Origin of the sequence: Streptomyces sp. NBC_00234, assembly GCF_036195325.1 — a bacterium.
In the GTDB taxonomy this organism is placed as follows: Bacteria; Actinomycetota; Actinomycetes; order Streptomycetales; family Streptomycetaceae; genus Streptomyces.
In genome coordinates, this window is sequence record NZ_CP108101.1 from 6,193,990 (window position 1) to 6,220,449 (window position 26,460).

Here is a 26,460-nt window from a genome sequence, read left to right on the forward strand (position 1 = left end):
CGGGTGCCGGGTCGGCCGGTCACGGCAGGCGGAGGCTCTCCGGAGGTCCGAGAAGGGTGTCCGGAAGGCCGCCGGTGTCGAGGACGAGCCGCTGGAGGACGACCGTCGGGTCGACCATCCAGAACGTCAGCCGGTGCACGCCCGCGGTCAGCGTGTGCCGGGTCGAGGTCCGGCTGATGTTGTCGGAGGTGTTGCGCGCCCACTGGACGTTCATGCCGCCGTCGTCGGCTCCGGTGGCGGCGGTGATGTCGACGGTCTGCGGGACGTCGTCGTCGAAGGAGACCGCGTACCGCAGTCCGCCGCCCGCGAGGGCCGGATTGCGGGGCGAGAGACAGGCCCAGAGGGTGACCGCGCCGCCGGTGAGCAGGCTCACCTCGTACTCCAGGCGTGGTGCGTCGCGCCCCGGCGTCCGGCTCGGCGCCGTGACGGGCACCGGCGTGAGGCCCGCGCAGTCCCGCCCGGCACCCTCGACGCGCTGCCACTCGATTCCGTCGGCGCCCACGGCGCGGTCGGCGTGCTCCGCGTCGACGGCCACATGGCCCCCCGCCTCCACGAAGCCGCGCAGACCCCGGACGTCCGGGTTCTCGGCGACGGCGGTGACCTCGACGCGTGCGCCACCGGGGCCGTGCACCGTGAGCGTCGCCCGGGTGGTGCCGCGCGGCGCCCGGTCCCAGTCGGCGCCCACCGTCAGCCGGAGCTGCTGGGAGACGCGCCCGGCCGGGGCGTCCACCCGGAGCCAGGGAACCGAGGACTCGACCCGGTACGCGAAGGGCTCCGTACCCCGGTTGAACACCTCGATGTGCGGGGCCGGGGCCGTTCCGTAGCGGCTGAGGGCGGGCAGCTCGGCCGGTCCGGCCTCCTGCGGCCACCAGCGGTCCGATCCGGAGACCGCCACGCCGAGCGAGGCTGCCTCGGGGACCTCGATGCGGCGCACCGCCGGGAAGATCTCGTCGGGCAGCGCCACGTTGTTCCGCTCGGGCTGCTGCCAGGGCGCGTTGGGCCCGTAGCGGGCGACATCCCCGTAGCCGATGTGCGGCTGCGTCTGGAAGCCCTCCCATTTGCCGCCCGCGATACGGGAGTTGAACCGCTCGGACAGGGCGAAGTCCCGGTCGAGGGCGGCCTCGGCGCGTGCGGCCCTGGCGTTGGTGGCGGCCCGCCCCTGCGCCGCGTAACGGAGGTTGGTGAACTGCGCCTCCCGCAGGGCGTACACGTTCGCGGTGGCGGCGACCTCGTACCCGACGAGTTCGAACCAGGCGTCCTGGTCGGCGGCGGGCAGGCGCCGGCCTATGCGCTCCGAGCGGCCGGCCAGCTCCTGCCAGCGGGCGGTGATCCGCTCCAGTTCGCGGAAGTGGTCGAGGGAGAACGGCGTCGCCCCGTCGTCGTACACGATCGCGGAGGGATCGGTGGCCGGGTCCTTGCCGGGGGCCAGGGTGATGCGGCGGTTGAGGAGCTCCGGCTTGCGCAGCGTCTGGAGGCGCGCGTAGTCCGCCAGGACGTCGGCGATCGCCCGGTCCTGCGCCTCCCCGAAGTTCTGCCGCGCATAGCGGCGCTCCCACGCCGGGAGGTCGTCGAGGTCCCAGCGGTCCGGGTTCCAGGCGTAGTCGAGGAAGAACTGCGTCGGCAGCTCGTTGCCCTTCAGGTCGCCCACGTTGGTCACCCAGAGACCGTGGTTCCCGTACGCGACGGCCTGGCGCAGCTGGTCCCACATGTTCGGCAGCGACGTGGTGTCCACCCACTTGTAGTTGCGTCCGACGCCCACGTAGTCGAAGTGGTAGTAGAGGCCGTAGCCGCCGGGCCGGGCGGGCTCCGCCGGGTCGGGGTGCTTGCGGATGTTGCCCCAGTTGTCGTCGCACAGCACCACCGTGACGTCCTCGGGCGCACGCAGGCCGCGCGCCCAGTAGCGCTGGACCTCCTTGTAGAGCGTCCACACCTGGGGGATGTCGGTGACATCGCGGTCGGGGAAGACCTCGGCGAGGATCTCCCGCTGCGCGGCGATGATCTCCCGCATCAGCTCGACGCCGTCGCCGTCCGGCAGGCTCACATCGCCGTTGCCGCGCATGCCCAGGGTGACGACTCCTTCGAAGCCCTGGTCCTTCATCCGGCGGACGCCGTCCCGCCAGTACGCCTTCACGGCCTCGGCGTTACGGCGGAACGACCACTCCCCGGTGCCGCCGTAGGGGTCGTGGCCCGGCGTGACGATCGCGCCCGCGCCGTCGCGCACGGCGGCCACCGCGTGCCGGTTCCACTCCTCGATCCCGCGCATCATGGGCGCCTCGTGCGAGGTGCCCATCACGATCCCGTACTCCTGCGCGCGGGCGTGGTTGGCCGGATCGTCCTCGGCGAACGCCCGTCCCCACACCGCCGGCCAGAGGTAGTTGGCCTTGAGCCGGAGCAGGACCTCGAAGACCTTGGCGTAGAAATCGGCGTTGAACCCACCGGGGAAGCCCTCGGCCTTCCCCGGACCGAAGTATCGGGGAGCCCAGGTGCCGAGCGCGGGGTTCTCGTCGTTGATGAAGATCCCTCGGTACTTCACGGCTGGCGTGCCCTGGGTGTGCCGGCCGGGCAGTGCGTAGAGCGAGGTGCGCCGCACCGGTCGCACGTCCGCCCACCAGTACCAGGGCGAGACCCCGATCCCGTAACTGACGTCGTACGCACCGAAGACGGTGCCGCGCTGGTCGCTTCCCGCGATCACGAAGGCGCGGTCCACGCCGGGCATCGGCCGCTCGACGACCGTCTGCAGCGAGGTCTCCCAGCGGCCCGCGACACCGCGTGTGTCGAGCACGCCGTCGGCGACCATCCGGTCGATGAGCGGACTGCGTCCCAGGGTGCCGATCAGCACCAGCTCCCGTCCGAAGCCGGAGGTCCCGCCGCCCCGGGACCGCTTCAGCGCGGGCCGGACGCCGGTGACGCGCTCGATGTCCTCGCACAGGTCGGACGCCACCCGCAGCACGCCCGGGTGGTCGGCGCCGTCCACCACCACCGGCACGGCAGATCCCGGGCGCACGAGGGCGAACGCACCCTTGCGCGGGCCGAACGAGATGTAGGCGCCGCAGTCGGTGACATGGAGCGGACCGCCGTCGGCTCGGCTCTCGTTCGCCTCGGCCCTTCCCGCTATTCCCGGAACATTTGCGAAAGTCGTGAGGGTCAACGCACTCACCCCGGCGCCCGCTCCTGCACCCAACAGCGTCCTGCGGTCGGGAAGGATGGGTTCATCTCTGCTCATAACGCTCCTCAGCGCGCATCTGTCGCTCCGAAAGACGGCTGCGCAACAGATCCTGAGCGATACATGACGCCGAAACAATGGCGCGTCACGACCGAAACAATTTCGATCCGGTCGTGACGCGTCGGGGGCGTGATGCGTACGAGAGCGCCGACGGCTCACCTACGGCAGCAGCGCCATCTCGCGAGCGTTCTTGATGGCCGTGGCCATCCGCCTCTGCTGTCGCGCCGTGATCCTGGTGACGCGACGGCTGCGGATCTTCCCCCGGTCGGAGACGAACGTCCGCAGGAGAGCGGTGTCCTTGTAGTCGATGTACGTGATCCCCGCCGCGTCCAGCGGATTGGGGCGGGGCTTCAGCGGCTTGTGCGGGTCCTGTCGGCGGGCCACGGGGGTTCCTTTCAGGAGACGGGGTCGAGGAGGGAGTCGAAGGCGGCCGGAAGCTTCTTCCACGCCTCGCGGCCGGACGCGTACTCCGCGTCGGTGAGCAGGCAGGATTCGAGGAGTTTGGCCAGTCCCTCCCGGTCCAGGGCGGGGGAGGTGAAGACCAGGTGCTGGCAGCAGTCGCCGTGCTCGGGGTGCCAGTCGAGCGAGGCCGCGGCCCGGCGCATCGGAGACACCATGTCCCAGGCGGCATCCGGTAGGGAGGCCAGCCAGGGGCCGGTGTTCTCGACGCAGAGCGCGCCGCCCGCGGCGTCCCAGGAGAGCAGCGTGTCGGGACGGTCGGCGAGCCAGAAGCGGCCCCGGCTGCGGGCCGCGGCGCAGCACAGGTCCTCCAGGGCGGCGAGGAGCCGTTCGGGGTGGAAGGGCCGGTGCCGGTGCCAGACGAGGGTGGAGACGCCGGCCTCGTCGGCGTCCTGCGGCAGGAGGGCGCAGGCCGGGTGCTGTGCGGCAGCCGCGCTCTCCACGTCGAATCCGGCGAACGCGAGCGCGGCGAGTTCCCCTGAACGGGCCGACACCTGACGGGCGGTCGGATGGAGCTGGGAGAGCAGGGCCCGGTCCTCGTCGCAGGCCGCTTCGCTGTCGACGAGCGCGAGGACGGGGGCGTACTCCAACTGCCGCGCCCAGGTGTCCCCGACGGTCCGCCGGTCCGTGGTCGCCGCCGCGAGACCCGCCTCCGACAGGTCGTCCCCGTTGGCGAGGCAGGGGAGTACGAGTGCGGGATCGACCGCGGTCATCACGCCGGTGAGTTCGAACACGTCGGCCCCGTGTGCGGCGACCACCTCGGCCATGGCCCGGGGTTCGACCGAGTCCCAGAGCTCGACGACGGCCAGCGGGGCCGGACCGTTGCGGGCGAGCCGTTCGAGCTCGGGGACGAGGTCCTCCCGCAGCGCGCAGCACGCGCAGTCGTTGACGAGCGGCGCCTCGCCGCGGGACAGCTCGCCCGAGGCGTCGCGCATCACGCGCCGCACGGTGCCCTGCGGTGCCGTGGCCAGGTCGTGATGGAGCGCGACGCTGCCGGGGACGGCGCGCAGCAGGCGGTCCACGACCTGCTTGCGGGCCTCGGAGTGGAGCCCGCCGACGATGACGACGGGCATCGGGGTCCTGTCCCGCATCAGTTGGCTCCGCGCAGCGCGTACCGGCGCTCGAACCGCTCGGCCCGGCCCGCGGTGTCCAGCGCGCGGGGAAGGGTGGGAGAAGCGGCGTCGGCGACCTCGACGCGGAGGGCGACGGGGCAGTGGGCGGGGTGGATTCCAGGCTTCATGGCGGTCTCCTCGTGTCCGGTGCGGTGGGGTCAGCGCTCTTCGCGGAAGTCGACGTGGCGGCGGACCGCCGGGTCGTACTTGCGCAAGGTCATGCGGTCGGGGTCGTTCCTGCGGTTCTTGCGGGTGACGTAGGTGAAGCCGGTGTCCGCGGTGGAGCGGAGCTTGATGACCGGGCGGAGTTCGTTGCGTGCCATGACGCTAGTATATGACAATGGTTTCCATTATCAAAAAGCCCCCGATGGAAGAGAGCAGGTACCTCCCATGTCCGCCCACTGCCAACTGACCGGCGCCCGGCCGGGCTTCGGCAACCGCGTCTCGCACTCGCACCGCCGTACCTCGCGCCGCTTCGACCCGAACATCCAGCGCAAGCGCTACTGGCTTCCCAGTGAGGGTCGTTACGTGCGCCTGACGATCAGTGCCAGGGCCGTCAGGGCCATCGACGCCATCGGGATCGAGGCCGCGGTGGCCCGTATCCGCGCGCGGGGAGGCAGGGTCTGATGGCGAGGAAGAGCAAGATCGCGCAGAACGAGAAGCGCAGGGCGGTCGTCGCGCGGTACGCGGCCCGCCGGTCCGCGCTCAAGGAGATCGTCCGGCGGACGACCTCCACCGAGACCGAACGGCACGCGGCCGTCGCGGAGTTGCGCGCGCAGCCCCGTGACGCGAGTGCCACCCGGGTCCGCAACCGGGACGGCGTGGACGGCAGGCCCCGGGGGCACCTGCGGAAGTTCGGGCTGTCCCGGATCCGGATGCGCGAACAGGTGCACGCCGGATTCCTGCCCGGAGTCACCAAGTCGTCCTGGTGAGACGGTTTCCCGCTGAGCACGGCGGCCCGCACCCCGGCGGGGTGCGGGCCGCCGCCTCCGGTGTCAGCGGCCGACGGGGTCGCGGGGGGAGGCGTCGCCGGGTTCCGTCAGGGCGAGGAGTCCGCCCTCGTCCAGCGGGGTCGGCACGGTGATCGGCGCCGTCTGCCGGGCCGTGTGCAGGACAGCACCTGGAGCTGCGGGGACACGGATTCCGCCACCCGGCGGTCTCCCGCGTGACGCCCCTGCGGATCGGCTCGTTGGGGAGGAAAATGAGTCAGTGGCGCAAAGGCACAGCGTGCGGCTGACCTCGGAAGCACAAGCGGAGAGAGCCATGACGACTGCACACGCCCCCCACACCGACCACACCCACGAGCACGGCGAGGGCTGCGGCCACGTCGCCTTCCCGCACGGTGACCACGTGGACTACGCCCACGACGGCCACGTGCACCGGGTCCACGACGGGCACGCGGACGAATGCGAGACCGGCGGGCACGCCGCCCACGGGGACCACGCCCACCAGCACGGCGAGGGCTGCGGTCATGTCGCGGTCCCGCACGACGGCCACACCGACTACGTGCACGACGGCCACCGGCACGCCGAGCACGAAGGGCACTGGGACGACCACTGACCCCTGGTCGCGGGGATCGGTGTGCCGCTCCGTCCTCCCGGAGTGCGGGGGACCCGTGGACGGCGGACCATGAAGCTGATGAGCCGTTCAGCGGGCACGACGGGACACGACGGGCCGGGCAGGACAGACGCCCTGGTCGTGCTGAACAATGTCAACAAGCACTTCGGCGCGCTGCACGTGCTCCAGGACATCGACCTCACCATCGGCCGGGGCGAGGTCGTCGTCGTCATCGGCCCCTCCGGGGGCGGTAAGTCGACACTGTGCCGGGCGATCAACCGGCTGGAGACCATCGACTCCGGTGAGATCTTCATCGACGGCAAGGCACTGCCCGCCGAGGGCCGTGAGCTCGCCGCGCTGCGGGCCGATGTGGGCATGGTGTTTCAGTCCTTCAACCTTTTCGCCCATAAAACCGTGCTGCAGAACGTCACTCTGGGCCAGCTCAAGGTCCGTAAGAAGAACAAGCAGGCGGCGGAGGAGCGGGCGCGCTCGCTCCTGGAACGCGTGGGCGTGGCCTCGCAGGCGGCCAAGTACCCCGCGCAGCTCTCCGGCGGCCAGCAGCAGCGTGTGGCGATCGCACGGGCGCTGGCGATGGACCCCAAGGTCATGCTCTTCGACGAGCCGACCTCGGCACTCGACCCGGAGATGATCAACGAGGTACTGGAGGTCATGCAGCAGCTCGCCAGGGACGGCATGACCATGGCCGTCGTCACCCACGAGATGGGCTTCGCACGGTCGGCAGCCAACCGTGTGGTCTTCATGGCGGACGGGCGGATCGTGGAGGAGGCGACGCCCGCCCAGTTCTTCAGCGACCCGCGCAGCGACCGGGCCCGAGACTTCCTGTCGAAGATCCTTCACCACTGAGCGGGCCGGGGGAACCGGCCGCTCGTCGAGGTCCCCACCGAGATCCCCAGGGATGATCACCATGAACGTTCGCAGGACATCCGCAGCGGGCGCCACAGCCCTCGCGCTCTCCCTGACGGCCGTGGTCGGCGGCTCCGCATGGGCCCAGGCCGCCGGCGCGGGCAGCAGCGCCGACACGATCACCATCGGCATCAAGTTCGACCAGCCCGGCATCGGCCTGAAGACGCCGGACGGCACGTACACGGGCTTCGACGTCGACGTGGCGACCTACGTGGCCAAGCAACTCGGCTTCGACGCCGCCGACATCCAGTGGAAGGAAGCCAAGAGCGCCGACCGCGAGACGCTGCTCGAACGCGGCGACGTCGACTTCATCGCCGCGTCGTACTCGATCAACGACGAGCGCGAGGCGAAGGTCGACTTCGCCGGACCGTACCTGCTCGCTCACCAGGACATCCTGATCAGGGCGGACGACGACTCCATCAAGGAGCCCCAGGACCTGAACTCCAAGAAGCTCTGCTCGGTCACCGGCTCGACCTCCGCACAGAACGTCAAGGAGGAGATCGCGCCGCAGGCGCAGCTCCAGGAGTACGGCGGCTACTCGGAGTGCCTGACCGGCCTGGAGAACGGCGTCATCGACGCGCTGACCACCGATGACTCGATCCTCGCCGGATACGCCGCGCAGGACGAGTTCAAGGGCAAGTTCAAGCTCGGCGGCTTCAAGCTGAGCAACGAGAACTACGGAATCGGCGTCCAGCAGGGCAGCGAACTCAAGGACAAGATCAACACGGCCCTGGAGAAGATGGTCGCCGACGGCTCCTGGGAGTCGTACGTGGAGAAGAACTTCGGACCGGCCAACTACCAGAACGAGCCCGCGCCGAAGATCGGCAACGTCGTCTAGACGAGAGGCCCTAGGGGCCTTCCCGACAGCCGGGCCCTGAGGTGCGCCGCCGGCCGGGCGGCGCACCGGCCTCTCCCCACACGCGAAAGCGCGGGACATCGTGTTCGACTTCCTTGAAGGCTATGACCTGCTCGGGGCCTTCTGGGTGACGGTGCAGCTCACCCTCTACTCCGGCGTCGGCTCCCTCGTCTGGGGCACGGTCCTGGCCGCGATGCGGGTCAGCCCCGTCCCCCTGATGCGGGGGTTCGGCACCGCCTACGTCAACATCGTGCGGAACATCCCGCTCACGGTGATCATCATCTTCACCTCGCTCGGACTCTTCCAGACACTCGGCGTCAACCTCGGCGCCGAGGACTTCACGGCCATCAACTTCCGGCTCGCCGTGCTGGGACTGACCGCCTACACCTCCGCGTTCGTCTGTGAGGCGCTGCGGTCCGGCATCAACACGGTGCCCGTGGGCCAGATCGAGGCGGCGCGTGCCATCGGGCTGACCTTCACCCAGAGCCTGCGCCTCGTCGTCCTCCCGCAGGCGTTCCGTTCCGTGGTCGGCCCCCTGGCGAACGTGCTGATCGCGCTGACCAAGAACACCACGGTGGCCGCGGCGATCGGTGTCGCCGAAGCCGCGGCACTGATGCGGGAGATGATCGAGAACGAGGCCCAGCTCATCCTCATCTCCACCGTCTTCGCCGCCGGATTCGTCTGCCTCACGCTGCCGACCGGACTCTTCCTCGGCTGGGTGAGCAAGAAGGTCTCGGTGCGGCGATGAACGCCCCCCTGTACGACGCCCCGGGGCCGCGCGCCAAGCGGCGCAACGTCGTGTACACGCTGCTGTTCCTGGTGGCGATGGCCGCGGTCGCCTGGTGGGTGTACACGAGCCTGGAGGAGAAGAACCAGCTCGAATGGGAGAAGTGGAAGCCGTTCTTCACCGACTCCCGCGCATGGAGCACGTACATCCTGCCGGGCCTGAAGAACACCGTCATCGCGGCCTCCCTCGCCATGGTCATCGCCCTGCCCCTCGGAGCGTTCTTCGGTATCTCCCGGCTCTCCGAACACCGCTGGGTGCGTGCCACGGCCGGCACCGTCGTGGAGTTCTTCCGCGCCATCCCCGTGCTGATCCTGATGCTCTTCGCCAACGCCGCGTTCTCCGAGTTCACCGACATCAGCCCCGAGACCCGCCCGCTGTACGCGGTGGTCACCGGGCTCGTCCTCTACAACGCCTCGGTGCTGGCCGAGGTGGTACGGGCCGGAATCCTGTCCCTGCCCCAGGGGCAGACCGACGCCGCCAAGGCGATCGGCATGCGCAAGGGGCAGACCATGCTGCACGTGCTGCTGCCGCAGTCCGTCACCGCGATGCTGCCGGCGCTCGTCAGCCAGCTGGTGGTCATCGTCAAGGACACGGCGCTCGGCGGCGCCATGATCGGGTTCTCGGAACTGCTGGCCTCGGTGCGCCCGATGAGCGCGAACTACGGTGCCAACACCATTGCGAGCTTCACCGTCGTCGCGGTCATCTTCGTCGCGATCAACTTCGCCCTCACCACCTTCGCGAGCTGGCTGGAAGGCATGCTGAGGCACGGCAAGAAGTCGACCGGCGCGGTGGTGGGTGCCGAGGCCGTGGAGGAACTGGCGACCCCGGGTGAGCACATGGGACCGGGAGGTCCGGGCGGCACCGGGGGCGGTTCGCGGGACGGCGAGAGGTAGGAACCCGGGCAGGTTTCCCGCGATGACTTTCGGTGGATATTCGGTAACGGGCCCCGGTTGAACCGGAAAACATGATTAGCTTAGGCTTGCCTAACTCTCACCGTTCGCCAATCATGAGGAACACCAATGCTGGGGTCCACCCGCGTGCGCCGTCACACTGTCGCAGCTTCGGCCACCGCCGCCGCTCTCGCACTCGTCCTGGGCGGCTGCTCGTCCGGCAGTGACGACGAGAAGAAGACGACGGAGTCCTCGGCGAAGGGCGGGGGGGCGTTCCCCGTCTCGATCAAGAGTGCCCTCGGCACCGCGAAGATCGACGCGAAGCCCGAACGGATCGTCACGCTGGGCCAGGGCTCCGCCGAGACGGCGATCGCGCTCGGCCACACCCCCGTGGGCATCGAGAGCTACGAGTGGGGCAGCGACAAGAGCGGCTACCTGCCGTGGATCAACGAGGCCGTGAAGAAGTCGGGCGACGAGCTGCCCAAGCAGTTCACGGGCGGCGAGGACATCGACTTCGAGGCGATCACCGAGCTCGCCCCGGACGTCATCCTCGCCCCGTGGTCGGGTGTCACGCAGGAGCAGTACGACATCCTCAAGGACATCGCCCCGACGGTGGCGTACCCGGACCAGGCGTGGAGCACCGACTGGGACCAGCAGATCGACATCATCGGCCAGGCCCTCGGCCAGACCGACGACGCCAAGGGTCTCAAGACGAAGATCGAGAAGCAGCTCGCCGACGCCGCGGCCACCCGGCCGAACTACAAGGACGTCACGTTCTCGTACATCTACAACACCGGCCCCGGCTCCCTCGGCGTCTTCAAGCCCGAGGAGCAGCGCGTCAAGATGGTCTCGTCCCTCGGCCTGACCGTCGACCCGGTGGTGAACACCTTCAAGGAGACCGAGGGCACCGACTCGGCGCTCATCGGCCTGGAGAACGCCGAGAAGCTGAAGGACAGCGACCTCGTCTTCACGTTCTACACGGACGCCAAGAGCCGCAAGGAGATCGAGGCGCAGCCGCTCTACGGCGCCATCCCCGCGATCAAGAACGGCGCGGTCGTCGCCAGTAACGACAACCCGTTCGTCACGGCTTCCTCGATCATCAACCCGCTCACCGTCCCGTGGGTGATCGACCGCTACCTGCCGCTGATCGACAAGGCCGTCGCCGCCGCGGCCAAGTAGGAACCGAGGGCAGGACGCTGCGGGCATCCCCATGACCACCACCGCACAGGCATCGCCGAGCGGCGCAGGTACCTCGCGTACCGGCGCCGCTCGGCGGGCGTTGACCCTGATCGCCGGAGTGGCCGTCCTGGCGCTCGCCGTGTGCGCGAGCGTCATGTTCGGCAGCAGGTCGACCTCGTTCGGCGACGTCCTCGACGTCCTTTCCGGCACCGCCGACCCCAACATCACCACCATCATCGAGAGCCGCTATCCGCGGACCGCGCTCGGTGTCCTGGCCGGGCTCTGCCTCGCCGTCGCGGGCACCCTGATGCAGGGCGTCAGCCGTAATCCGCTCGCCGATCCCGGACTCCTCGGCATCAACGCGGGCGCCTCCGCGAGCATCGTCACCGCGACGGCCTTCCTGGGGGCCACCGGCAGCACCGCCACGATGTGGTGGGCCCTGCCCGGAGCCCTGATCGCCGGAGTGCTCGTCCACGTCATCGGCTCCTCGGGAGCGGGCAGCGGACTGGTGCGCCTGGTACTCGCCGGCGCCGTCCTGTCCGCCGTGCTGATGGCGTACATCCAGGCCGTCACCCTGGGCAGGCCCAAGGTGTTCGACAGCTATCGCTACTGGGTCGTCGGAGCGCTCGGCGGGCGGGACTTCGACGTCTTCATGGCGGTCCTGCCGTTCGCGGCCGTCGGATTCGTCATCGCCCTGGTGCTGGGCCCCGGACTCAACACCCTGGCGCTCGGCGACGCCACCGCGGCGTCTCTCGGCGCGCATCCCGCACGGGTGCGGGCCGGCGGACTCTTCGCGGCCACGCTGCTGAGCGCCGCGGCGACGGCGGCCGTCGGCCCCATCGCCTTCGTCGGCCTGGCCGTGCCGCACGTCGTACGGGCCCTGGTCGGCGTGGACTTCCGCGTACAGATCGTGTTCTCGGCCATCGCCGGACCCGCGCTGTTGCTCGCGGCGGACGTGGTGGGCCGCATCGTCCTGCGTCCGCAGGAACTGATGGTCGGCGTCGTGACCGCGTTCATCGGAGCGCCCGCGCTGCTCCTTGCCGTACGCAGAATGAGGGGAAGCACATGACGGCGGACCAGGCGGGTTTCCGGACCGCCTCACCACGGGGCTTCCTCACCCTCGGCCGCACCGTCGCGGTGCCCGTCCGGCGGGTGTCCGTCGTCACCGCACTCGTCCTGCTGTTCCTGACGGCCGGCGCCGCGATCGCCACGCTGTCCCTCGGACGTCTCGGCATCCCGCTCGCCGACCTGCCCGGGGCGCTCACGGGCGGAGCCGAGGGCACGGACGCGTTCGTCCTGGAACGCCTGCGCGGCCCGCGGCTGGTCGTGGCCCTCGGCACCGGAGCGGCGCTGGGTCTGTCCGGGGCGCTGTTCCAGTCCGTGACCCGCAACCCGCTCGGCAGCCCCGACGTGATCGGGCTGGGGTCCGGAGCCGGCGCGGGCGCCGCCATCGTCGCGCTCATGCTGCCGGACACCGTTCCGGTGTCCGTGGGGGCCCTTCTCGGAGCCGTGCTCGCCATGGTGCTCGTCTACGTGTCCACGGGGACCGGATTCCGCAATCCCGCCCGGCTCGTGGTCGCGGGGATCGGCGTCGCGGCGATCTGCACGGCGGTCACGCAGTACGTCGTCTACGCGATGGAGCGCGACCGGGCGGCCGTCCTCTCGGCGTACGTCAACGGCAGCCTCTCCGCGAGGGCCTGGGACGACGCGAGCGCGATCTGGCTGGTGCTGCTCGTCGCGGCCCCGCTGTGCGCGCTGATCGCCCGCCGGCTCGACATCGGCGAGATGGGCGACGACATCGCCGCGGGGCTGGGCTCCGAGCCGCAGAAGACCAAGACGTTCGCCGTGGTCCTCGCGATCGTCCTCTGCGCCGGTGCCGTCAGCGTGGCGGGCCCCATCGCCTTCATCTCGCTGACCGCCGCTCAGATCGCCAAGCGCATCACCCGGGTGTCAGGGCCCCATCTGCTGCTGTCCGCGGTCACCGGGGCCCTGCTGCTCGTCCTGGCCGATCTCGCCGCCCAGCAACTGCCCCTCTTCGACAACCTTCCCGTCGGCATCTACACGATGGCGATCGGTGGGGCGTACCTCGGATACCTGCTGACCCGCGAATGGAGGAGGGGAGTCCTATAGCTTCCGCATCGCCTGCCGGTGGACGCCACTGGCCTCGTACAGGTTCGTCGTCCATACTGCCCGCCGTGGAGCAGCGCATAGATTCGAAGACCAAACCCGAGTTCGCCGCAGGCACCGACCCGGCGTACATCCCCGGCCTCACGGCCCCTGTCACGGCGCGGACGGAGGAAGACCCGGAGCCGGCCGACTCCCTCCCCGAGGACACGGAGGGCGCGAAGGAGACCGAGGCCGCCGAGCCGGCGGACACGGCTGCGCAGGCGGACGCGGAAGCGGACGCCGACGCGGAACCGGAAGCGGACGGCGCCGCCGCGTCGGACGCCGCGGAGCGCCCGGCAGACGACGACGGGGACGGTCCCGTCTTCGAGGTCAGCGACCGTCGTGGGTCGATCAGGGCCGACCGTACGGGCATCCGCTTCCGCCTGGACGACCAGGAGGCCGAGTTCGGCTGGGACGAGATCGGCGCCGTCGAGGTCAAGACGGCCCGCTTCGGACGCCGGTTCACCGTCACCGTCCACGTGTCGAGCCGCCGTTGGTTCAACGCCGAGGTCGAGGCCGCCACGCGGAGCGGCCTCAAGGAGTGGCCCGCCCTGCTCGACGAGGCGCTGGACGCCTACTTCGAGGAATCCTGACCCGCACGCTCCGGACCCGTGCGGGGCGGTAGGGGTTCGCCCCTCCCGCCCCGCACCTCTCCGCCCCGCACTCCGGCGCCGGAACGGCTCAGCCCTGGCTGAGGACCACCGAGCGCGTCAGGTGGCGGGGGAGGTCCGGGTCGAGCCCGGCCGCGAGCGCCCGGGCGATTGCCAGGCGCTGTACGCGCACGAGGTCGGCCAGCGGGTCGAGGCCGCCGTCGATCCAGCGGGCACCGGTGTCGAGCACCTGCTGCTCCAGGCCCTCCGGCGCGGAACCGAACATCCAGGTCGCCGTCCCGGCGGTGGAGATGCTGATGGGGCCGTGGCGGTACTCCATCGCCGGGTAGGACTCGGTCCAGGACAGCGACGCCTCCTTCATCTTGAGCGCCGCCTCGTTGGCGAGTCCCACGGTCCAGCCCCGGCCCAGGAACGTGAACTGGGTGCAGTCCAGCAGCCCTTCGGGCAGCGGCTCGGCGAGCGCCGTCTCGGCGTCCCGTACCGCCTGCTCCGTGTGCAGCCCGAGGTGGGCGCGGAGCAGGGTGAGCACCGTGGTCGCGAACCGCGTCTGCACGACGGACTGTTCGTCGGCGAAGTCGAGGACGACGACGTCGTCGGCGGCCGTCATGACCGGGGTGTGGGGGTCCGCCGTGAGGGCGACGGTGCGGGTCGTGCCACTCAGCCGGGTGAGGAGCTCCAGCACCTCGGTCGTCGTGCCCGAGCGGGTGAGGGCGACGACCCGGTCGTACGTGCGCCCGGAGGGGAACTCCGAGGCGGCGAAGGCGTGGGACTCGCCCTGCCCGGCGTCCTCACGGAGCGAGGCGTACGCCTGCGCCATGTAGAAGGAGGTGCCGCAGCCGACGACCGCGATGCGTTCGCCGGTGGCGGGCAGGGCGTCCGCCCTGTCACCCGCCAGTTCTGCGGCGCGGCGCCAGCATGCGGGCTGGCTGGCTGTCTCGCTCGCTGCAAAGGACACGTCTGCACTCCATCTGGCCGTGGGTGAACTCTGAGTGGCATGCTTGAATTTGCACGTTACAGGCACCCAATGAGCAAAAACAAGCATCGGGCGGCGTGGGGGCGGGGCTGCCGACGGCTTGTGCGACGCTTGCGCTGTCCGGCGCCCGGCGACCGCGTTCCCGGGAAACGTGGTGCCGCAGGCCGGACAGGTGAGGAGCGCACACGTGGCCAGGGACGCCCGGTGGGACGCATTGCTGGAACTGGTCGGGAAGAACGGCCGGGTGGAGGTCGAGGACGCGGCGGCGGCGCTGGACGTGTCCGCGGCGACCATCCGCCGCGATCTCGACCAGCTCGCCGAACAGCACCTGCTGACCCGGACCAGGGGCGGCGCCGTAGCCCACGGCGTCTCGTACGAACTGGCCCTGCGCTACAAGGCCGGCCGGCACGCCCCGGAGAAGCAGGCCATCGGCCGCGCCGCATCCGAACTGGTCGCCGTGGGCGAAGTGGTGGGCCTCACCGGCGGCACCACGCTGACCGAGGTGGCCAGGGCGCTGGCCCTGCGCCCGGACATCGTGGGCGAGACGGGGGCGTCGGCCGGCGGCCAGCCCACGCTGACCGTCGTGACCAACGCGCTCAACATCGCCAACGAACTGGTGATCCGGCCGCAGATCAAACTGGTGGTGACCGGCGGGGTGGCGAGGCCGCAGTCGTACGAACTGACGGGACCGCTGGCCAGTGGGGTGATGAGCGAGATCACCCTGGACATCGCCGTGCTGGGCGTGAACGCGATCGACATCGAGCGCGGTGCGTACGTCCATCACGAGGGCGAGGCCAGTATCAACAGGCTGCTCGCCGAGCGGGCGCAGCGCGTGGTCGTGGCGGCGGACTCCTCGAAGATCGGCAAGCGGGCCTTCGCCCGTGTCTGCGACCTCGGGCAGGTCGACGTGCTGGTGACCGACTCCGGCATCACGCCGGAGGCGACGGCCCGTTTCACCGAGGCGGGAGTGAGCGTCATCGCAGTCTGAGTCGTCACACCGGCCGTGTCGGTGGTACGCCGAACGGGTGAGAGGCGAGAGACTTGCCCGATGAACAGTGAGCGCAGCCGGCGGGCAGTCAGCCGGCGCACGGACGGGGTGGCCCTGTGAGCAGGTACGACAGGTACGACAGGTACGACGCCACCGACGAGCAGTGGGAGGGGCTTGCCCAGGTCGTGCCGTTGCGCGGCCGGAACGAGTGGCCCTCGCGGGTCGACCACCGCACGGTGCCGGACGAGCCGGTCGCCGAGCAGCGGCGGCTCGTCGTGCTGCGGGTGCAGGTGTTCGCGGACGCCCGCGAGGTGGCGGAGTATCTGGTCGCCCAGATTCCGGTGCTGCTGGATCTGACGGCGGCCGAGACCGATGTGGCCAAGCGCATCCTGGACTTCAGCAGTGGCGTGGTCTTCGGGCTCGGCAGTGCGATGCACCGCGTCGACCGCAACGTGTTCCTGCTGGCGCCGGTCGGCATGGAGGTCGAGGGAGTCGCTGCGGCGGGCGTTCCCCACGCGTAGGAGGCGCGCCGGGCGCCGTGCGGGGTGGCAGGCCGTGCCGCTGCGCTGTGAGGCGCCCGGAGCCGCAGTGGTAGACCTGGGGCCGTGACCGAATTCGATGTAGCTGGACTTCAGCGGCGGCTGGCCGCGTTCGCCGCCGCGCGGGACTGGGAGCAGTACCACACGCCGAAGAACCTGGCGGCGGCGCTGAGTGTCGAGGCGTCCGAACTGGTCGAGATCTTCCAGTGGCTGACGCCGGAACAGTCGGCCCGGGTGATGGAGAAACCGGAAACGGCGCACCGCGTCGCCGACGAGGTGGCGGACGTGCTCGCGTATCTGCTGCAGTTCTGCGAGGTGCTGGGTATCGATCCGCTGGCCTCCCTCGCGGCCAAGATCGACCGGAACGAGGTGCGCTTCCCGGTCCCGGAGCGCCCGGAACCCGGAAATAGTCACTCTTCGGAGTGATCGACTTGTCCACAGTCGATTTCGTGTCCACAGATTTCCGAATTCCTCTGTTCTTTCGGTGCCCGCCACCTCACTGTGGGTAATGAAAGAGGTGACCGGGTTTTCGTACTGACGGGGGAATGGCATGGAAGCGGAGCGACTGATCGAGGCCGGACGCCGGGCGCTGGCCGAGAGCCGCGGCGCGTTGAACGTGATGGCGGAGGCGTGGCAGGCCCAGGCGCTCGCCAGGACGGTCGGCAGCAGGCTGGTTCTGAGCGGGCCGATGGAGTTACGCGGCGAGGCGCGGGGGCTCAGCGAGGTCGGGGGACGGGGCTGCTCGGCGCTCGACCATCCGATGGTGCTCGCCGGCGGGACACGGGCCGCGCAGCTCACCGAAGTGACGGATGTGCAGAGGGCGCTGACGGCCCTGGTCGCCCTGCTCGGCGAGGTGGGGATCGCTCTGGTCGGGGTGGCCTGCGACACCGACGAGGAAGGTCTCTACTGGCAGTGCATCGAGGCCATAGACGCGGCGGACGAGTCGGTCGACAGAGTGCACGGAATGCTGAGAAGGCTGGCGGAGCGGGAGCGTGAGCGCGACGGCCCGCACGGCGCCCTCCACGGCCCGGCGGGGTCCGCCACGGGCCCGCCCTGACACGGGACGCCCGGAGTTCGAAGGTGCAGGATGGATGCATGGATCTTCGAATCTTCACCGAGCCCCAGCAAGGGGCGAGCTACGACACGCTGCTCACCGTGGCCAAGGCCGCCGAGGACCTCGGTTTCGACGCCTTCTACCGGTCCGACCACTATCTCCGCATGGGATCGGGCGACGGACTGCCCGGCCCGACCGACGCCTGGATCACCCTGGCCGGTCTGGCGCGCGAGACCAGGCGCATCCGGCTCGGCACGCTGATGACGGCGGGCACGTTCCGGCTGCCGGGTGTGCTGGCCATTCAGGTCGCGCAGGTCGACCAGATGTCCGGCGGACGGGTCGAACTGGGCCTGGGCGCGGGCTGGTTCGAGGCGGAGCACAGGGCGTACGGCATCCCGTTCCCCAAGGAGAAGTTCGGCCGCCTGGAGGAGCAGCTGGCGATCGTCACCGGCCTGTGGGCGACCGAGCCCGGTAAGACGTTCAATTACGACGGCACGTACTACCAGCTGACCGACTCGCCCGCGCTGCCCAAGCCCGCGCAGGCCAAGGTGCCGGTCCTGATCGGTGGTCACGGGGCGATCCGCACTCCGAGGCTCGCCGCGCAGTACGCGGACGAGTTCAACATCCCGTTCGCCTCGCTGGAGGACACCGAGAAGCAGTTCGGCCGGGTCAGGGAGGCGGCGAAGGCGGCAGGCCGGGCGCCCGACGAGCTGGTGTACTCCAACGCCCTGGTGGTCTGCGTGGGCAAGGACGACGCCGAGGTCGCGCGACGTGCCGCCGCCATCGGGCGGGACGTCGAGGAGCTCAAGGCGAACGGGCTGGCGGGCTCGCCCGCGGAGGTGGTCGACAAGCTCGGCCGGTACGGCGCGATCGGATCGTCCCGGGTCTATCTCCAGGTCCTGGACCTGGACGACCTCGACCATCTGGAGCTGATCTCCTCGCAGGTCCAGTCCCAGCTGGGCTGACCGGCCGGGGGAGCCGGCCCCGCGAGACGGTTCCGACCGACCGACCGACCGACCGACCGGCCGCCCGCCCACCCACTCACGAGGAGGAGCGCACGTGCACCCCGAACGGCCACCGCACGACTCGGCACCCGCACAGGGCCCACCGGGCCGCACGCTCGCCGCCGCCCTCGCCGAGGGGACCGTCCTGCTCGACGGCGGGCTCTCCAACCAGTTGGAGGCCCAGGGCTGCGATCTGTCGGACGCGCTCTGGTCGGCCCGCCTGCTGGCCGACGCGCCCCACCAGATCGAGGCCGCGCACACCGCGTACGTACGGGCGGGTGCGCAGGTGCTCATCACCGCCAGCTATCAGGCGACGTTCGAAGGGTTCGGGCGGCGCGGGATCGGGCGGGCCCGCGCCGCGGAGCTGCTGGCCGGCAGTGTGACGCTGGCCCGCCGGGCCGGAGAGGGGGCCGGGCGGCAGATCTGGGTCGCCGCGTCGGTCGGTCCGTACGGGGCGATGCTCGCGGACGGCAGCGAGTACCGGGGGCGCTACGGGCTCCCGGTAAGCGAGTTGGAGCGCTTCCACCGGCCCCGGGTGGCGGCGCTGGCCGCGGCGGAGCCCGATGTGCTGGCGCTGGAGACGGTGCCCGACCTGGACGAGGCGGAGGCGCTGCTGCGGGTGGCGGGGGAGTACGGGCTGCCCGTCTGGCTCTCGTACAGCGTGGCGGGGGACCGGACCCGGGCCGGGCAGCCCCTGGCGGAGGCGTTCGCCGTGGCCGCCGGGAACGCGCAGGTGGTGGCCGTCGGGGTGAACTGCTGCGAGCCGGCCGACGCGGACCGTGCCGTGGAGACGGCGGCGGCGGTGACGGGCAAGCCGGTCGTCGTCTACCCGAACAGCGGTGAGCGGTGGGACGCGAGGCGCCGGGCGTGGGCGGGGGACAGCACCTTCGACGCCGGTCGGGTGCGGGCCTGGCAGGCGGCCGGGGCGCGGCTCGTCGGGGGCTGCTGCCGCATCGGGCCCTCGCGGATCGCTGAGCTCGCGGAGGTGCTGGCGCCGTGAAATTACCTGGTGGGGGCGGGGACGCGGGGCCATACTCGGACGGGTGTTCCTGACTATCAGCACAACCGGCACCCCGGAGCGTCCCGCCACCGATCTCGGCTTTCTGCTGCACAAGCACCCCGAGAAGGCGCAGACGTTCTCCACCTCGCACGGCACCGCGCATGTCTTCTACCCCGAGGCGTCCGCGGAGCGTTGCACGGCAGCCCTGCTGCTGGAGGTGGACAGTGTGGCGCTGGTGCGGCGCGGCAAGGGCAAGGGCCGGGGCGGTGCCCCGGACGCGGCGCTCGCCCAGTACGTCAACGACCGCCCCTACGCCGCTTCCTCGCTCTTCGCCGTGGCCATGAGCGCGGTGTTCAAGTCCGCCCTGAGCGGTGCCTGCCGGGCCATGCCCGAGCGGGCGGAGCAGCCCCTGCCGCTGCGGATCGAGCTCCCGGCGCTGCCCGCGCGCGGTGGTATCGAGCTGGTGCGGAAGCTCTTCGGGCCGCTCGGCTGGGCGAGCGTGGAGGCCGTGGCCGTGCCCCTGGACGGGGAGTTCCCGGAGTGGGGCGACTCGCGCTACGTACACCTGGTGCTGGAGGGGGAGCTGAGGCTCGCCGACGCCCTGCGGCAGCTCTATGTGCTGCTGCCGGTGCTCGACGACGCGAAGCACTACTGGGTGGCCCCGGACGAGGTGGACAAGCTGCTGCGGGCCGGTGAGGGGTGGCTGGCCGAGCACCCCGAGCAGAAGCTGATCACCAGCCGTTACCTCTCGCGCCGCTGGGGCCTGACCCGGCAGGCGATGGAGCGGCTCGAACTGCTGCGGCTCGCCGAGTCGGACGACCTCGACGTGGCCTGTGTCGACAACGCGGTGGACGAGACGAAGGACACCGAGGAGAAGCCGGTCCCGCTCGCCGAGCAGCGGCGTGCGGCGATCCTGGAGGCGCTGCGTGCCTCCGGGGCGAGCCGGGTGCTCGACCTCGGCTGCGGCCAGGGCCAGTTGGTCCAGGCACTGCTGAAGGACGTCCGCTTCACGGACATCGTCGGCGTCGACGTGTCGATGCGCGCCCTGGCCATCGCCTCGCGCCGGCTCAAGCTGGACCGGATGGGCGAGCGGCAGGCCGGCCGTGTCACGCTCCTGCAGGGCTCGCTGACCTACACCGACAAGCGGCTCAAGGGGTACGACGCGGCGGTGCTCAGCGAGGTCGTCGAGCACCTCGATCTGCCGAGGCTGCCCGCCCTGGAGTACGCGGTGTTCGGCTCCGCACGGCCCCGCACCGTGCTCGTGACCACGCCCAACGTCGAGTACAACGTCCGCTGGGAGACGCTGCCCGCCGGACATGTGCGCCACGGCGACCACCGCTTCGAGTGGACCAGGGCCGAGTTCCGCCGGTGGGCGGAGGAGGTCGCGCAGCGCCACGGCTACGAGGTGGCGTTCGTGCCCGTGGGGACGGACGACCCCGAGGTGGGGCCGCCGACGCAGATGGCCGTGTTCACGATGACCGCGGCAGCCGGGACCAAGGACGAGACCAAGAAGGAGGCGAAGGCCGCATGAACAGCAGCAGCACCACCGACACCACCAGTACCTCGCGCACGCTGCCGGTGACCGACCTCTCCCTCGTCGTGCTCATCGGAGCCAGCGGATCGGGCAAGTCCACCTTCGCCCGCAAGCACTTCAAGCCCACCGAGATCGTCTCCTCGGACTTCTGCCGCGGTCTCGTGGCCGACGACGAGAACGACCAGAGCGCCAGCAGCGACGCCTTCGACGTCCTGCACTACATCGCGGGCAAGCGCCTCGCGGCCGGGCGTCTCACCGTGGTCGACGCCACCAACGTCCAGGCCGAGAGCCGCAAGCAGCTCGTGCGGCTGGCGCGTGAGCACGACGTGCTGCCCATCGCGATCGTCCTCGACCTTCCCGAGGAGGTCTGCCTCGCGCGCAACGCGAAGCGCCCGGACCGGGCCGACATGCCGCGCCACGTCATCCAGCGCCACCGCCGCGAACTGCGCCGTTCGCTGCGCGGCCTGGAGCGGGAGGGCTTCCGAAAGGTGCACGTCCTGCGCACCGAGGAGGAGGCCGAGCAGACCGGGATCGTGCTGGAGCGCCGTTACAACGACCTGCGCCACCTCACCGGCCCCTTCGACATCATCGGTGACATCCACGGCTGCAGCTCCGAGCTGGAGACCCTGCTCTCCACCCTCGGGTACGCCGACGGCGTGCACCCCGACGGTCGCACGGCCGTCTTCGTCGGCGACCTCGTCGACCGCGGCCCCGACAGCCCCGGCGTGCTGCGCCGGGTGATGGCCATGGTGTCCTCCGGCAACGCCCTGTGCGTGCCGGGCAACCACGAGAACAAGCTCGGCCGTTACCTCAAGGGCCGCAGCGTCCAGCACACCCACGGGCTCGCCGAGACCATCGAGCAGCTCGAACGCGAGGACGCCGTCGACCCCGAATTCCGGGTGTGCGTGAAGGAGTTCATCGAAGGGCTCGTCAGTCACTACGTGCTGGACGGCGGAAAGCTCGTCGTCTGCCACGCCGGCCTGCCCGAGAAGTACCACGGCCGTACGTCGGGCCGGGTGCGCTCGCACGCGCTGTACGGGGACACGACCGGCGAGACCGACGAGTTCGGCCTGCCCGTCCGCTACCCGTGGGCCGAGGAGTACCGGGGCCGCGCCACCGTGGTCTACGGCCACACGCCCGTGCCCAGCACCTCCTGGGTCAACAACACCATCTGCCTGGACACCGGCGCCGTCTTCGGCGGGAAGATGACCGCGCTGCGCTGGCCGGAGCGCGAACTCGTCGACGTACCCGCCGAGAAGGTCTGGTACGAGCCGACCCGTCCGCTGGTGTCCGAGGCGCCCGGCGGGCGCGAGGGCCGTCCGCTGGACCTCGCCGACGTCCAGGGCCGGCGCATCGTGGAGACCCGGCACATGGGCCGCCTCTCGGTGCGTGAGGAGAACGCCGCCGCGGCGCTCGAAGTCATGAGCCGGTTCGCCGTCGACCCACGGCTGCTGGCCTACCTCCCGCCGACCATGGCGCCGACCGCGACCTCGCACGAGGAGGGGTATCTGGAGCACCCGGCCGAGGCGTTCGCCCAGTACCGGGCGGACGGTGTCACCCGGGTCGTGTGCGAGGAGAAGCACATGGGCTCGCGCGCCGTGGCCCTGGTCTGCCGCGACGCGGAGGCGGCGCGCGAACGCTTCGGTACCGAAGGCCCGACCGGCGCCCTGCACACCCGCACCGGCCGGCCGTTCCTCGACGACCCGGCGCTCACCGAAGCGGTCCTCGACCGGCTGCGTACGGCCGTCACCGCGGCCGGACTGTGGGAGGAGTGGGACACCGACTGGGTCCTCCTGGACGCCGAGCTGATGCCGTGGTCGCTGAAGGCGGCCGGGCTGCTGCGCTCCCAGTACGCGGCGGTCGGCGCCGCGTCCGGCGCGGTCTTCCCCGCGGCTCTCGCCGCCCTCGACGCGGCGGCGGCCCGCTCGGTCGACGTCGGTGGGCTGGCGGAGCGGCAGCACGGCCGTGCCGAGGACGCCGCCGCGTTCACACGGGCGTACCGGCGTTACTGCTGGAGCACCGAAGGGCTCGAAGGGATGCGGCTCGCGCCCTTCCAGATTCTCGCCGTCCAGGGCCGTTCCCTGGCCTCCGTACCGCACGACGAGCAGCTGGCGTGGCTGGACAGGCTGGTCGAGCACGACCCGACCGGGCTGCTCCAGGTCACCCGGCGGCTCGTCGTCGACACCGGCGACGAGGACTCGGTGCGCTCCGGCATCGACTGGTGGCTGGAGATGACGGGCCGGGGCGGCGAGGGCATGGTCGTCAAGCCGCTCGGGGCGCTCGTGCGCGACGGGAAGGGCAGGCTGGTGCAGCCGGGCATCAAGGTGCGCGGTCGGGAGTACCTGCGGATCATCTACGGTCCCGAGTACACCCGTCCGGAGAATCTGGAGCGGCTGCGCTCCCGTTTCCTCGGCCACAAGCGGTCGCTGGCCCTCCGGGAGTACGCGCTGGGTCTGGAGGCGCTGGACCGGCTGGCCGACGGGGAGCCGCTGTGGCGGGTCCACGAGGCCGTCTTCGCGGTGCTGGCCCTGGAGTCGGAGCCGGTCGACCCGCGGCTGTAGGAACGCGGAGGCGATTCGCCGGGTGAACGGCGCTCCGTGCGGTGAGGATGGAGGCATGGGATTCCATGTCGACTCCGAGGCCGGGCGGTTGCGCCGCGTCATCCTGCACCGCCCCGATCTGGAGCTCAAGCGGCTCACCCCCGGCAACAAGGATGCGTTGCTCTTCGACGACGTGCTGTGGGTGCGCCGCGCCCGCCAGGAGCACGACGGGTTCGCCGATGTGCTCCGCGACCGGGGGGTGGAAGTGCACCTCTTCGGGGATCTGCTCCGCGAGTCGCTGGAGATCCCGGTCGCCAAACGGCTCGTCCTGGACCGGGTCTTCGCGGAGAAGGAGTACGGTCCGCTCGCCACCGAGCACCTGCGGACCGCCTTCGAGGAGCTGCCCACGGCCGAGCTGGCCGAGGCGCTGGTCGGCGGGATGACGAAGCGGGAGTTCCTGGAGCGGCACAGCGAGCCGACCTCGGTCCGGTTCCATGTGATGGGTCTGGACGACTTCCTGCTCGCGCCGCTGCCGAACCACCTCTTCACCCGTGACACCTCCGCCTGGATCTACGACGGCGTCTCCATCAACGCGATGCGCTGGCCGGCCAGGCAGCGGGAGACCGTCCACTTCGAGGCGATCTACCGGCACCATCCCCTCTTCACGGGTCCGGAGGCCGGGGTCTTCCACCACTGGTCGGAGGGGCAGGACGACTACCCCTCGACCATCGAGGGCGGCGACGTGCTGGTCATCGGCCAGGGGGCCGTGCTGATCGGGATGAGCGAGCGGACCACTCCGCAGGCGGTGGAGATGCTGGCCCGGGGGCTCTTCGACGCGGGGTCGGCCCGGACGATCGTGGCGCTCGACATGCCCAAGAACCGGGCGTTCATGCACCTCGACACGGTGATGACGATGATCGACGGCGACACCTTCACCCAGTACGCGGGGCTCGGGATGCTCCGTTCGTACACCATCGAGCCCGGCACCGGTCCCCGGGAGCTGAAGGTCACCGACCATCCGCCCGAGCACATGCACCGGGCCATCGCCGCCGCACTGGGCCTGGAGTCGATCCGGGTGCTCACCGCGGTCCAGGACGTCCACGCGGCGCAGCGCGAGCAGTGGGACGACGGCTGCAACGTGCTGGCCGTCGAGCCCGGGGTCGTCGTCGCCTACGAGCGCAACGCCACCACCAACACCTATCTGCGCAAGCAGGGCATCGAGGTCATCGAGATCCGCGGCAGCGAGCTCGGGCGGGGGCGCGGCGGCCCCCGGTGCATGAGCTGCCCGGTGGTCCGTGATCCCGTGTAGATCCACGCGGTCCCGGACGGACGGGGTCTGTATAGCGATGCAGGGCTTCGTATAGACTTCCAGGGTCAACGTATGAGCGACCCTCGCCCGACCAGGAGCAGTCACATGGCCATAGACCTCGCAGGCCGCCACTTCCTCAAGGAGCTGGACTTCACGGCCGAGGAGTTCCGCGGCCTGATCGCCCTGGCCGCCGAGCTCAAGGCGGCGAAGAAGGCGGGGACCGAGGTCCAGCGGCTGCGTGGCAGGAACATCGCGCTGATCTTCGAGAAGACCTCGACCCGTACGCGCTGCGCATTCGAGGTCGCCGCCGCGGACCAGGGCGCCTCCACGACGTACCTCGACCCCTCCGGCTCGCAGATGGGCCACAAGGAGTCGGTGAAGGACACGGCCCGGGTGCTCGGCCGGATGTTCGACGGCATCGAGTACCGCGGCGACAGCCAGCAGGCCGTCGAGGAGCTGGCCGCGTACGGCGGCGTCCCCGTCTTCAACGGGCTCACCGACGAGTGGCACCCCACCCAGATGCTCGCCGACGTGCTGACGATGACCGAGCACAGCGAGAAGCCGCTGGACCGGATGGTCTTCGCCTACCTCGGCGACGCCCGCTTCAACATGGGCAACTCGTACCTGATCACCGGCGCCCTGCTGGGTATGGACATCCGGATCGTCGCCCCCGAGGCGTACTGGCCGGCCGCGGACGTCGTCGCTCAGGCGCAGAAGCTCGCGCAGGCGAGCGGCGCGACGGTCACCCTCACCGAGGACATCGCCGAAGGCGTCCGCGGTGCCGACTTCGTCGCCACGGACGTCTGGGTCTCGATGGGCGAGCCCAAGGCGGTGTGGGCCGAGCGCATCGCCGCGCTCGCGCCGTACGCCGTGACCATGGACGTCCTGCGGGCCACCGGCAACGACGGCGTGAAGTTCCTGCACTGCCTGCCGGCCTTCCACGACCTCGGTACGAAGGTCGGCCGGGAGATCCACGCCGAGTACGGCATGACCGAGCTGGAAGTGACCGACGAGGTATTCGAGTCCGCGTTCTCGGTCGTCTTCGACGAGGCGGAGAACCGGATGCACACCATCAAGGCCGTGCTCGTGGCCACCATGGCCGCCCCGGGTCCCGGCGCCTGATCACTCCGCCGCGCGGGCGTGCCGTGCGGGAGGGGACGGCTGGGCCGGCATCGCGGGCAGCGTGAACCACACCGCCTTGCCCTGATCCGTCGTGCGGTGACCGCAGGCGGAGCTGAGCGTGCGGATCAGGAGGAGGCCGCGGCCGTGCTCCTGCCAGGGGTCCGGTTCGCTGCCGGGTCCCGGGCGGGAGAGGTCGCCGGGCGGGGAGGGGTCGCGGTCGTGGACCTCGACCTGGCAGCCCGTCGCCATGAGTTCCACGACCAGCTCGATGGGCTCGTCCCCGTCCGTGTGCTCCACGGCGTTGGCGACGAGCTCGGCGGTCAGGAGCTCGGCGGTGTAGCTGTCCGCCGGGGCGTCGATGTCCGTCAGGGCGGTACGGATGAGGGCGCGGGCGATTGGCACCGCTGCCGTGGAGTGCGGCAGGGCTATGCGCCAGGACGCGGGAATGGGGACATCGGCGGGCACAGCTGGTTCCGTTCCGGGGCGGGACTTCCTGGTATCGACCATTGCTCCGTTCAACCTTACGAACAGGGGTGGCGCAGTCATAGAGGCGGTCGACCGGAACGAAAGGGACGTTCGCCACAACGCGCTCAGGTTTGGGGTATCGCGTCCTCCTGACGGCAGTCACGTATG

General features: G+C 70.7%; 28 protein-coding genes. 21 read left to right on the forward strand and 7 right to left on the reverse strand.

Annotated elements, in window-relative coordinates; genetic code table 11:
- Nucleotides 1–19: 19 nt before the first annotated feature.
- From OG230_RS27250 to rpmG, 5 genes are all read right to left on the reverse strand, one after another.
- Entirely contained in the window at nucleotides 20–3,223 is a 3,204-nt protein-coding gene (locus OG230_RS27250) for a glycosyl hydrolase 115 family protein (protein ID WP_328906355.1), read from the reverse strand.
- 159 nt (nucleotides 3,224–3,382) lie between these two features.
- Nucleotides 3,383–3,607 carry a 30S ribosomal protein S18 gene (gene rpsR / locus OG230_RS27255; RefSeq protein WP_328906356.1) on the reverse strand — a complete coding sequence of 75 codons (225 nt, stop codon included), beginning with the start codon at nucleotides 3,605–3,607 and terminating at the stop codon, nucleotides 3,383–3,385.
- Nucleotides 3,608–3,618: 11 nt separating this feature from the next.
- Nucleotides 3,619–4,773: a CobW family GTP-binding protein gene (locus tag OG230_RS27260; protein ID WP_328906357.1), complete on the reverse strand. Its 1,155-nt coding sequence runs from the start codon at nucleotides 4,771–4,773 to the stop codon at nucleotides 3,619–3,621.
- A complete protein-coding gene (locus OG230_RS27265; protein ID WP_328906358.1) occupies nucleotides 4,773–4,922 on the reverse strand; it encodes a hypothetical protein in 150 nt (49 codons plus the stop codon). Before OG230_RS27265 ends, OG230_RS27260 begins: the two co-directional genes overlap by 1 nt.
- 30 nt (nucleotides 4,923–4,952) lie before the next feature.
- The gene (gene rpmG / locus OG230_RS27270; protein ID WP_328906359.1) at nucleotides 4,953–5,117 is read right to left on the reverse strand and encodes a 50S ribosomal protein L33; all 165 of its coding nucleotides are present in this window, start codon (nucleotides 5,115–5,117) and stop codon (nucleotides 4,953–4,955) included.
- 67 nt (nucleotides 5,118–5,184) lie between these two features.
- On the opposite strand from rpmG, the gene rpmB reads away from it, so the two are divergent.
- The 11 genes from rpmB (at nucleotide 5,185) to OG230_RS27325 (ending at nucleotide 13,746) form a co-directional block, all read left to right on the forward strand.
- Nucleotides 5,185–5,421, forward strand: coding sequence for a 50S ribosomal protein L28 (gene rpmB / locus OG230_RS27275; protein WP_328906360.1), 237 nt, complete (start codon nucleotides 5,185–5,187; stop codon nucleotides 5,419–5,421).
- Entirely contained in the window at nucleotides 5,421–5,726 is a 306-nt protein-coding gene (gene rpsN, locus OG230_RS27280) for a 30S ribosomal protein S14 (RefSeq protein WP_328906361.1), read from the forward strand. The genes rpmB and rpsN overlap by 1 nt, the downstream gene beginning before the upstream one ends.
- Before the next feature lie 331 nt (nucleotides 5,727–6,057).
- Entirely contained in the window at nucleotides 6,058–6,354 is a 297-nt protein-coding gene (locus OG230_RS27285; protein WP_328906362.1) for a hypothetical protein, read from the forward strand.
- Between the two features lie 78 nt (nucleotides 6,355–6,432).
- Nucleotides 6,433–7,215 carry an amino acid ABC transporter ATP-binding protein gene (locus tag OG230_RS27290; RefSeq protein ID WP_328906363.1) on the forward strand — a complete coding sequence of 261 codons (783 nt, stop codon included), beginning with the start codon at nucleotides 6,433–6,435 and terminating at the stop codon, nucleotides 7,213–7,215.
- 61 nt (nucleotides 7,216–7,276) lie between these two features.
- Complete coding sequence (locus tag OG230_RS27295) at nucleotides 7,277–8,113, forward strand: glutamate ABC transporter substrate-binding protein (protein ID WP_328906364.1); 837 nt, start codon at nucleotides 7,277–7,279, stop codon at nucleotides 8,111–8,113.
- A gap of 100 nt (nucleotides 8,114–8,213) precedes the next feature.
- The gene (locus tag OG230_RS27300; RefSeq protein WP_328906365.1) at nucleotides 8,214–8,879 is read left to right on the forward strand and encodes an amino acid ABC transporter permease; all 666 of its coding nucleotides are present in this window, start codon (nucleotides 8,214–8,216) and stop codon (nucleotides 8,877–8,879) included.
- Nucleotides 8,876–9,811: an amino acid ABC transporter permease gene (locus OG230_RS27305; RefSeq protein ID WP_328906366.1), complete on the forward strand. Its 936-nt coding sequence runs from the start codon at nucleotides 8,876–8,878 to the stop codon at nucleotides 9,809–9,811. Before OG230_RS27300 ends, OG230_RS27305 begins: the two co-directional genes overlap by 4 nt.
- A 126-nt stretch (nucleotides 9,812–9,937) precedes the next feature.
- Nucleotides 9,938–10,987 carry an iron-siderophore ABC transporter substrate-binding protein gene (locus OG230_RS27310; protein WP_328906367.1) on the forward strand — a complete coding sequence of 350 codons (1,050 nt, stop codon included), beginning with the start codon at nucleotides 9,938–9,940 and terminating at the stop codon, nucleotides 10,985–10,987.
- Between the two features lie 31 nt (nucleotides 10,988–11,018).
- A complete protein-coding gene (locus OG230_RS27315; RefSeq protein ID WP_328906368.1) occupies nucleotides 11,019–12,056 on the forward strand; it encodes a FecCD family ABC transporter permease in 1,038 nt (345 codons plus the stop codon).
- Nucleotides 12,053–13,117, forward strand: a complete 1,065-nt coding sequence (locus tag OG230_RS27320) for a FecCD family ABC transporter permease (protein WP_328906369.1) — start codon at nucleotides 12,053–12,055, stop codon at nucleotides 13,115–13,117. Before OG230_RS27315 ends, OG230_RS27320 begins: the two co-directional genes overlap by 4 nt.
- A gap of 65 nt (nucleotides 13,118–13,182) precedes the next feature.
- Nucleotides 13,183–13,746 (forward strand): hypothetical protein, encoded by a 564-nt coding sequence (locus tag OG230_RS27325; RefSeq protein ID WP_328906370.1) that lies wholly within the window; start codon nucleotides 13,183–13,185, stop codon nucleotides 13,744–13,746.
- Between the two features lie 88 nt (nucleotides 13,747–13,834).
- On the opposite strand, the gene OG230_RS27330 is transcribed toward OG230_RS27325, so the two are convergent.
- Entirely contained in the window at nucleotides 13,835–14,719 is an 885-nt protein-coding gene (locus tag OG230_RS27330; RefSeq protein ID WP_328906371.1) for an SIS domain-containing protein, read from the reverse strand.
- Between the two features lie 205 nt (nucleotides 14,720–14,924).
- Here OG230_RS27330 and OG230_RS27335 point away from each other — a divergent pair, with 205 nt between their 5' ends.
- The 10 genes from OG230_RS27335 to argF all read left to right on the forward strand — a co-directional run bounded on the left by OG230_RS27335 (nucleotide 14,925) and on the right by argF (nucleotide 25,827).
- The gene (locus tag OG230_RS27335; protein WP_328906372.1) at nucleotides 14,925–15,725 is read left to right on the forward strand and encodes a DeoR/GlpR family DNA-binding transcription regulator; all 801 of its coding nucleotides are present in this window, start codon (nucleotides 14,925–14,927) and stop codon (nucleotides 15,723–15,725) included.
- Between the two features lie 116 nt (nucleotides 15,726–15,841).
- Nucleotides 15,842–16,246, forward strand: coding sequence for a cell division protein SepF (locus OG230_RS27340; RefSeq protein ID WP_328906373.1), 405 nt, complete (start codon nucleotides 15,842–15,844; stop codon nucleotides 16,244–16,246).
- 84 nt (nucleotides 16,247–16,330) lie between these two features.
- Entirely contained in the window at nucleotides 16,331–16,690 is a 360-nt protein-coding gene (locus tag OG230_RS27345; RefSeq protein ID WP_328906374.1) for a nucleotide pyrophosphohydrolase, read from the forward strand.
- Nucleotides 16,691–16,814: 124 nt separating this feature from the next.
- Nucleotides 16,815–17,321: a DUF6099 family protein gene (locus tag OG230_RS27350; protein ID WP_328906375.1), complete on the forward strand. Its 507-nt coding sequence runs from the start codon at nucleotides 16,815–16,817 to the stop codon at nucleotides 17,319–17,321.
- A 38-nt stretch (nucleotides 17,322–17,359) separates the two neighbouring features.
- On the forward strand, nucleotides 17,360–18,283 hold the full coding sequence (locus tag OG230_RS27355) for an LLM class F420-dependent oxidoreductase (protein ID WP_328906376.1): 924 nt from the start codon (nucleotides 17,360–17,362) through the stop codon (nucleotides 18,281–18,283).
- A gap of 94 nt (nucleotides 18,284–18,377) precedes the next feature.
- Nucleotides 18,378–19,322: a homocysteine S-methyltransferase gene (mmuM, locus tag OG230_RS27360; RefSeq protein WP_328906377.1), complete on the forward strand. Its 945-nt coding sequence runs from the start codon at nucleotides 18,378–18,380 to the stop codon at nucleotides 19,320–19,322.
- A gap of 43 nt (nucleotides 19,323–19,365) precedes the next feature.
- Nucleotides 19,366–20,853 (forward strand): 3' terminal RNA ribose 2'-O-methyltransferase Hen1, encoded by a 1,488-nt coding sequence (locus OG230_RS27365; protein ID WP_328906378.1) that lies wholly within the window; start codon nucleotides 19,366–19,368, stop codon nucleotides 20,851–20,853.
- Nucleotides 20,850–23,417 carry a polynucleotide kinase-phosphatase gene (locus OG230_RS27370; RefSeq protein WP_328906379.1) on the forward strand — a complete coding sequence of 856 codons (2,568 nt, stop codon included), beginning with the start codon at nucleotides 20,850–20,852 and terminating at the stop codon, nucleotides 23,415–23,417. The genes OG230_RS27365 and OG230_RS27370 overlap by 4 nt, the downstream gene beginning before the upstream one ends.
- Nucleotides 23,418–23,472: 55 nt before the next feature.
- Nucleotides 23,473–24,705: an arginine deiminase gene (locus tag OG230_RS27375; RefSeq protein ID WP_328906380.1), complete on the forward strand. Its 1,233-nt coding sequence runs from the start codon at nucleotides 23,473–23,475 to the stop codon at nucleotides 24,703–24,705.
- Nucleotides 24,706–24,810: 105 nt separating this feature from the next.
- Nucleotides 24,811–25,827 (forward strand): ornithine carbamoyltransferase, encoded by a 1,017-nt coding sequence (gene argF / locus OG230_RS27380; protein WP_328906381.1) that lies wholly within the window; start codon nucleotides 24,811–24,813, stop codon nucleotides 25,825–25,827.
- Here the strand turns inward: argF and OG230_RS27385 are convergent, their stop codons facing one another.
- Complete coding sequence (locus OG230_RS27385; RefSeq protein ID WP_328906382.1) at nucleotides 25,828–26,292, reverse strand: ATP-binding protein; 465 nt, start codon at nucleotides 26,290–26,292, stop codon at nucleotides 25,828–25,830. It lies immediately after the preceding gene.
- Nucleotides 26,293–26,460 lie beyond the last annotated feature (168 nt).

Bases quoted from the DNA above. Each gene is read 5' to 3' on its own strand.
- rpmB (WP_328906360.1), top strand. From the start codon at position 5,185: ATGTCCGCCCACTGCCAACTGACCGGCGCCCGGCCGGGCTTCGGCAAC.
- OG230_RS27290 (WP_328906363.1), top strand. From the start codon at position 6,433: ATGAGCCGTTCAGCGGGCACGACGGGACACGACGGGCCGGGCAGGACA.
- OG230_RS27320 (WP_328906369.1), top strand. From the start codon at position 12,053: ATGACGGCGGACCAGGCGGGTTTCCGGACCGCCTCACCACGGGGCTTC.
- OG230_RS27250 (WP_328906355.1), bottom strand. From the start codon at position 3,223: ATGAGCAGAGATGAACCCATCCTTCCCGACCGCAGGACGCTGTTGGGT.
- OG230_RS27355 (WP_328906376.1), top strand. From the start codon at position 17,360: ATGGATCTTCGAATCTTCACCGAGCCCCAGCAAGGGGCGAGCTACGAC.
- OG230_RS27295 (WP_328906364.1), top strand. From the start codon at position 7,277: ATGAACGTTCGCAGGACATCCGCAGCGGGCGCCACAGCCCTCGCGCTC.
- OG230_RS27260 (WP_328906357.1), bottom strand. From the start codon at position 4,773: ATGCGGGACAGGACCCCGATGCCCGTCGTCATCGTCGGCGGGCTCCAC.
- OG230_RS27350 (WP_328906375.1), top strand. From the start codon at position 16,815: ATGGAAGCGGAGCGACTGATCGAGGCCGGACGCCGGGCGCTGGCCGAG.
- rpsN (WP_328906361.1), top strand. From the start codon at position 5,421: ATGGCGAGGAAGAGCAAGATCGCGCAGAACGAGAAGCGCAGGGCGGTC.
- OG230_RS27315 (WP_328906368.1), top strand. From the start codon at position 11,019: ATGACCACCACCGCACAGGCATCGCCGAGCGGCGCAGGTACCTCGCGT.
- OG230_RS27310 (WP_328906367.1), top strand. From the start codon at position 9,938: ATGCTGGGGTCCACCCGCGTGCGCCGTCACACTGTCGCAGCTTCGGCC.
- argF (WP_328906381.1), top strand. From the start codon at position 24,811: ATGGCCATAGACCTCGCAGGCCGCCACTTCCTCAAGGAGCTGGACTTC.
- OG230_RS27285 (WP_328906362.1), top strand. From the start codon at position 6,058: ATGACGACTGCACACGCCCCCCACACCGACCACACCCACGAGCACGGC.
- OG230_RS27265 (WP_328906358.1), bottom strand. From the start codon at position 4,922: ATGAAGCCTGGAATCCACCCCGCCCACTGCCCCGTCGCCCTCCGCGTC.
- OG230_RS27370 (WP_328906379.1), top strand. From the start codon at position 20,850: ATGAACAGCAGCAGCACCACCGACACCACCAGTACCTCGCGCACGCTG.
- rpmG (WP_328906359.1), bottom strand. From the start codon at position 5,117: ATGGCACGCAACGAACTCCGCCCGGTCATCAAGCTCCGCTCCACCGCG.
- OG230_RS27375 (WP_328906380.1), top strand. From the start codon at position 23,473: ATGGGATTCCATGTCGACTCCGAGGCCGGGCGGTTGCGCCGCGTCATC.
- OG230_RS27305 (WP_328906366.1), top strand. From the start codon at position 8,876: ATGAACGCCCCCCTGTACGACGCCCCGGGGCCGCGCGCCAAGCGGCGC.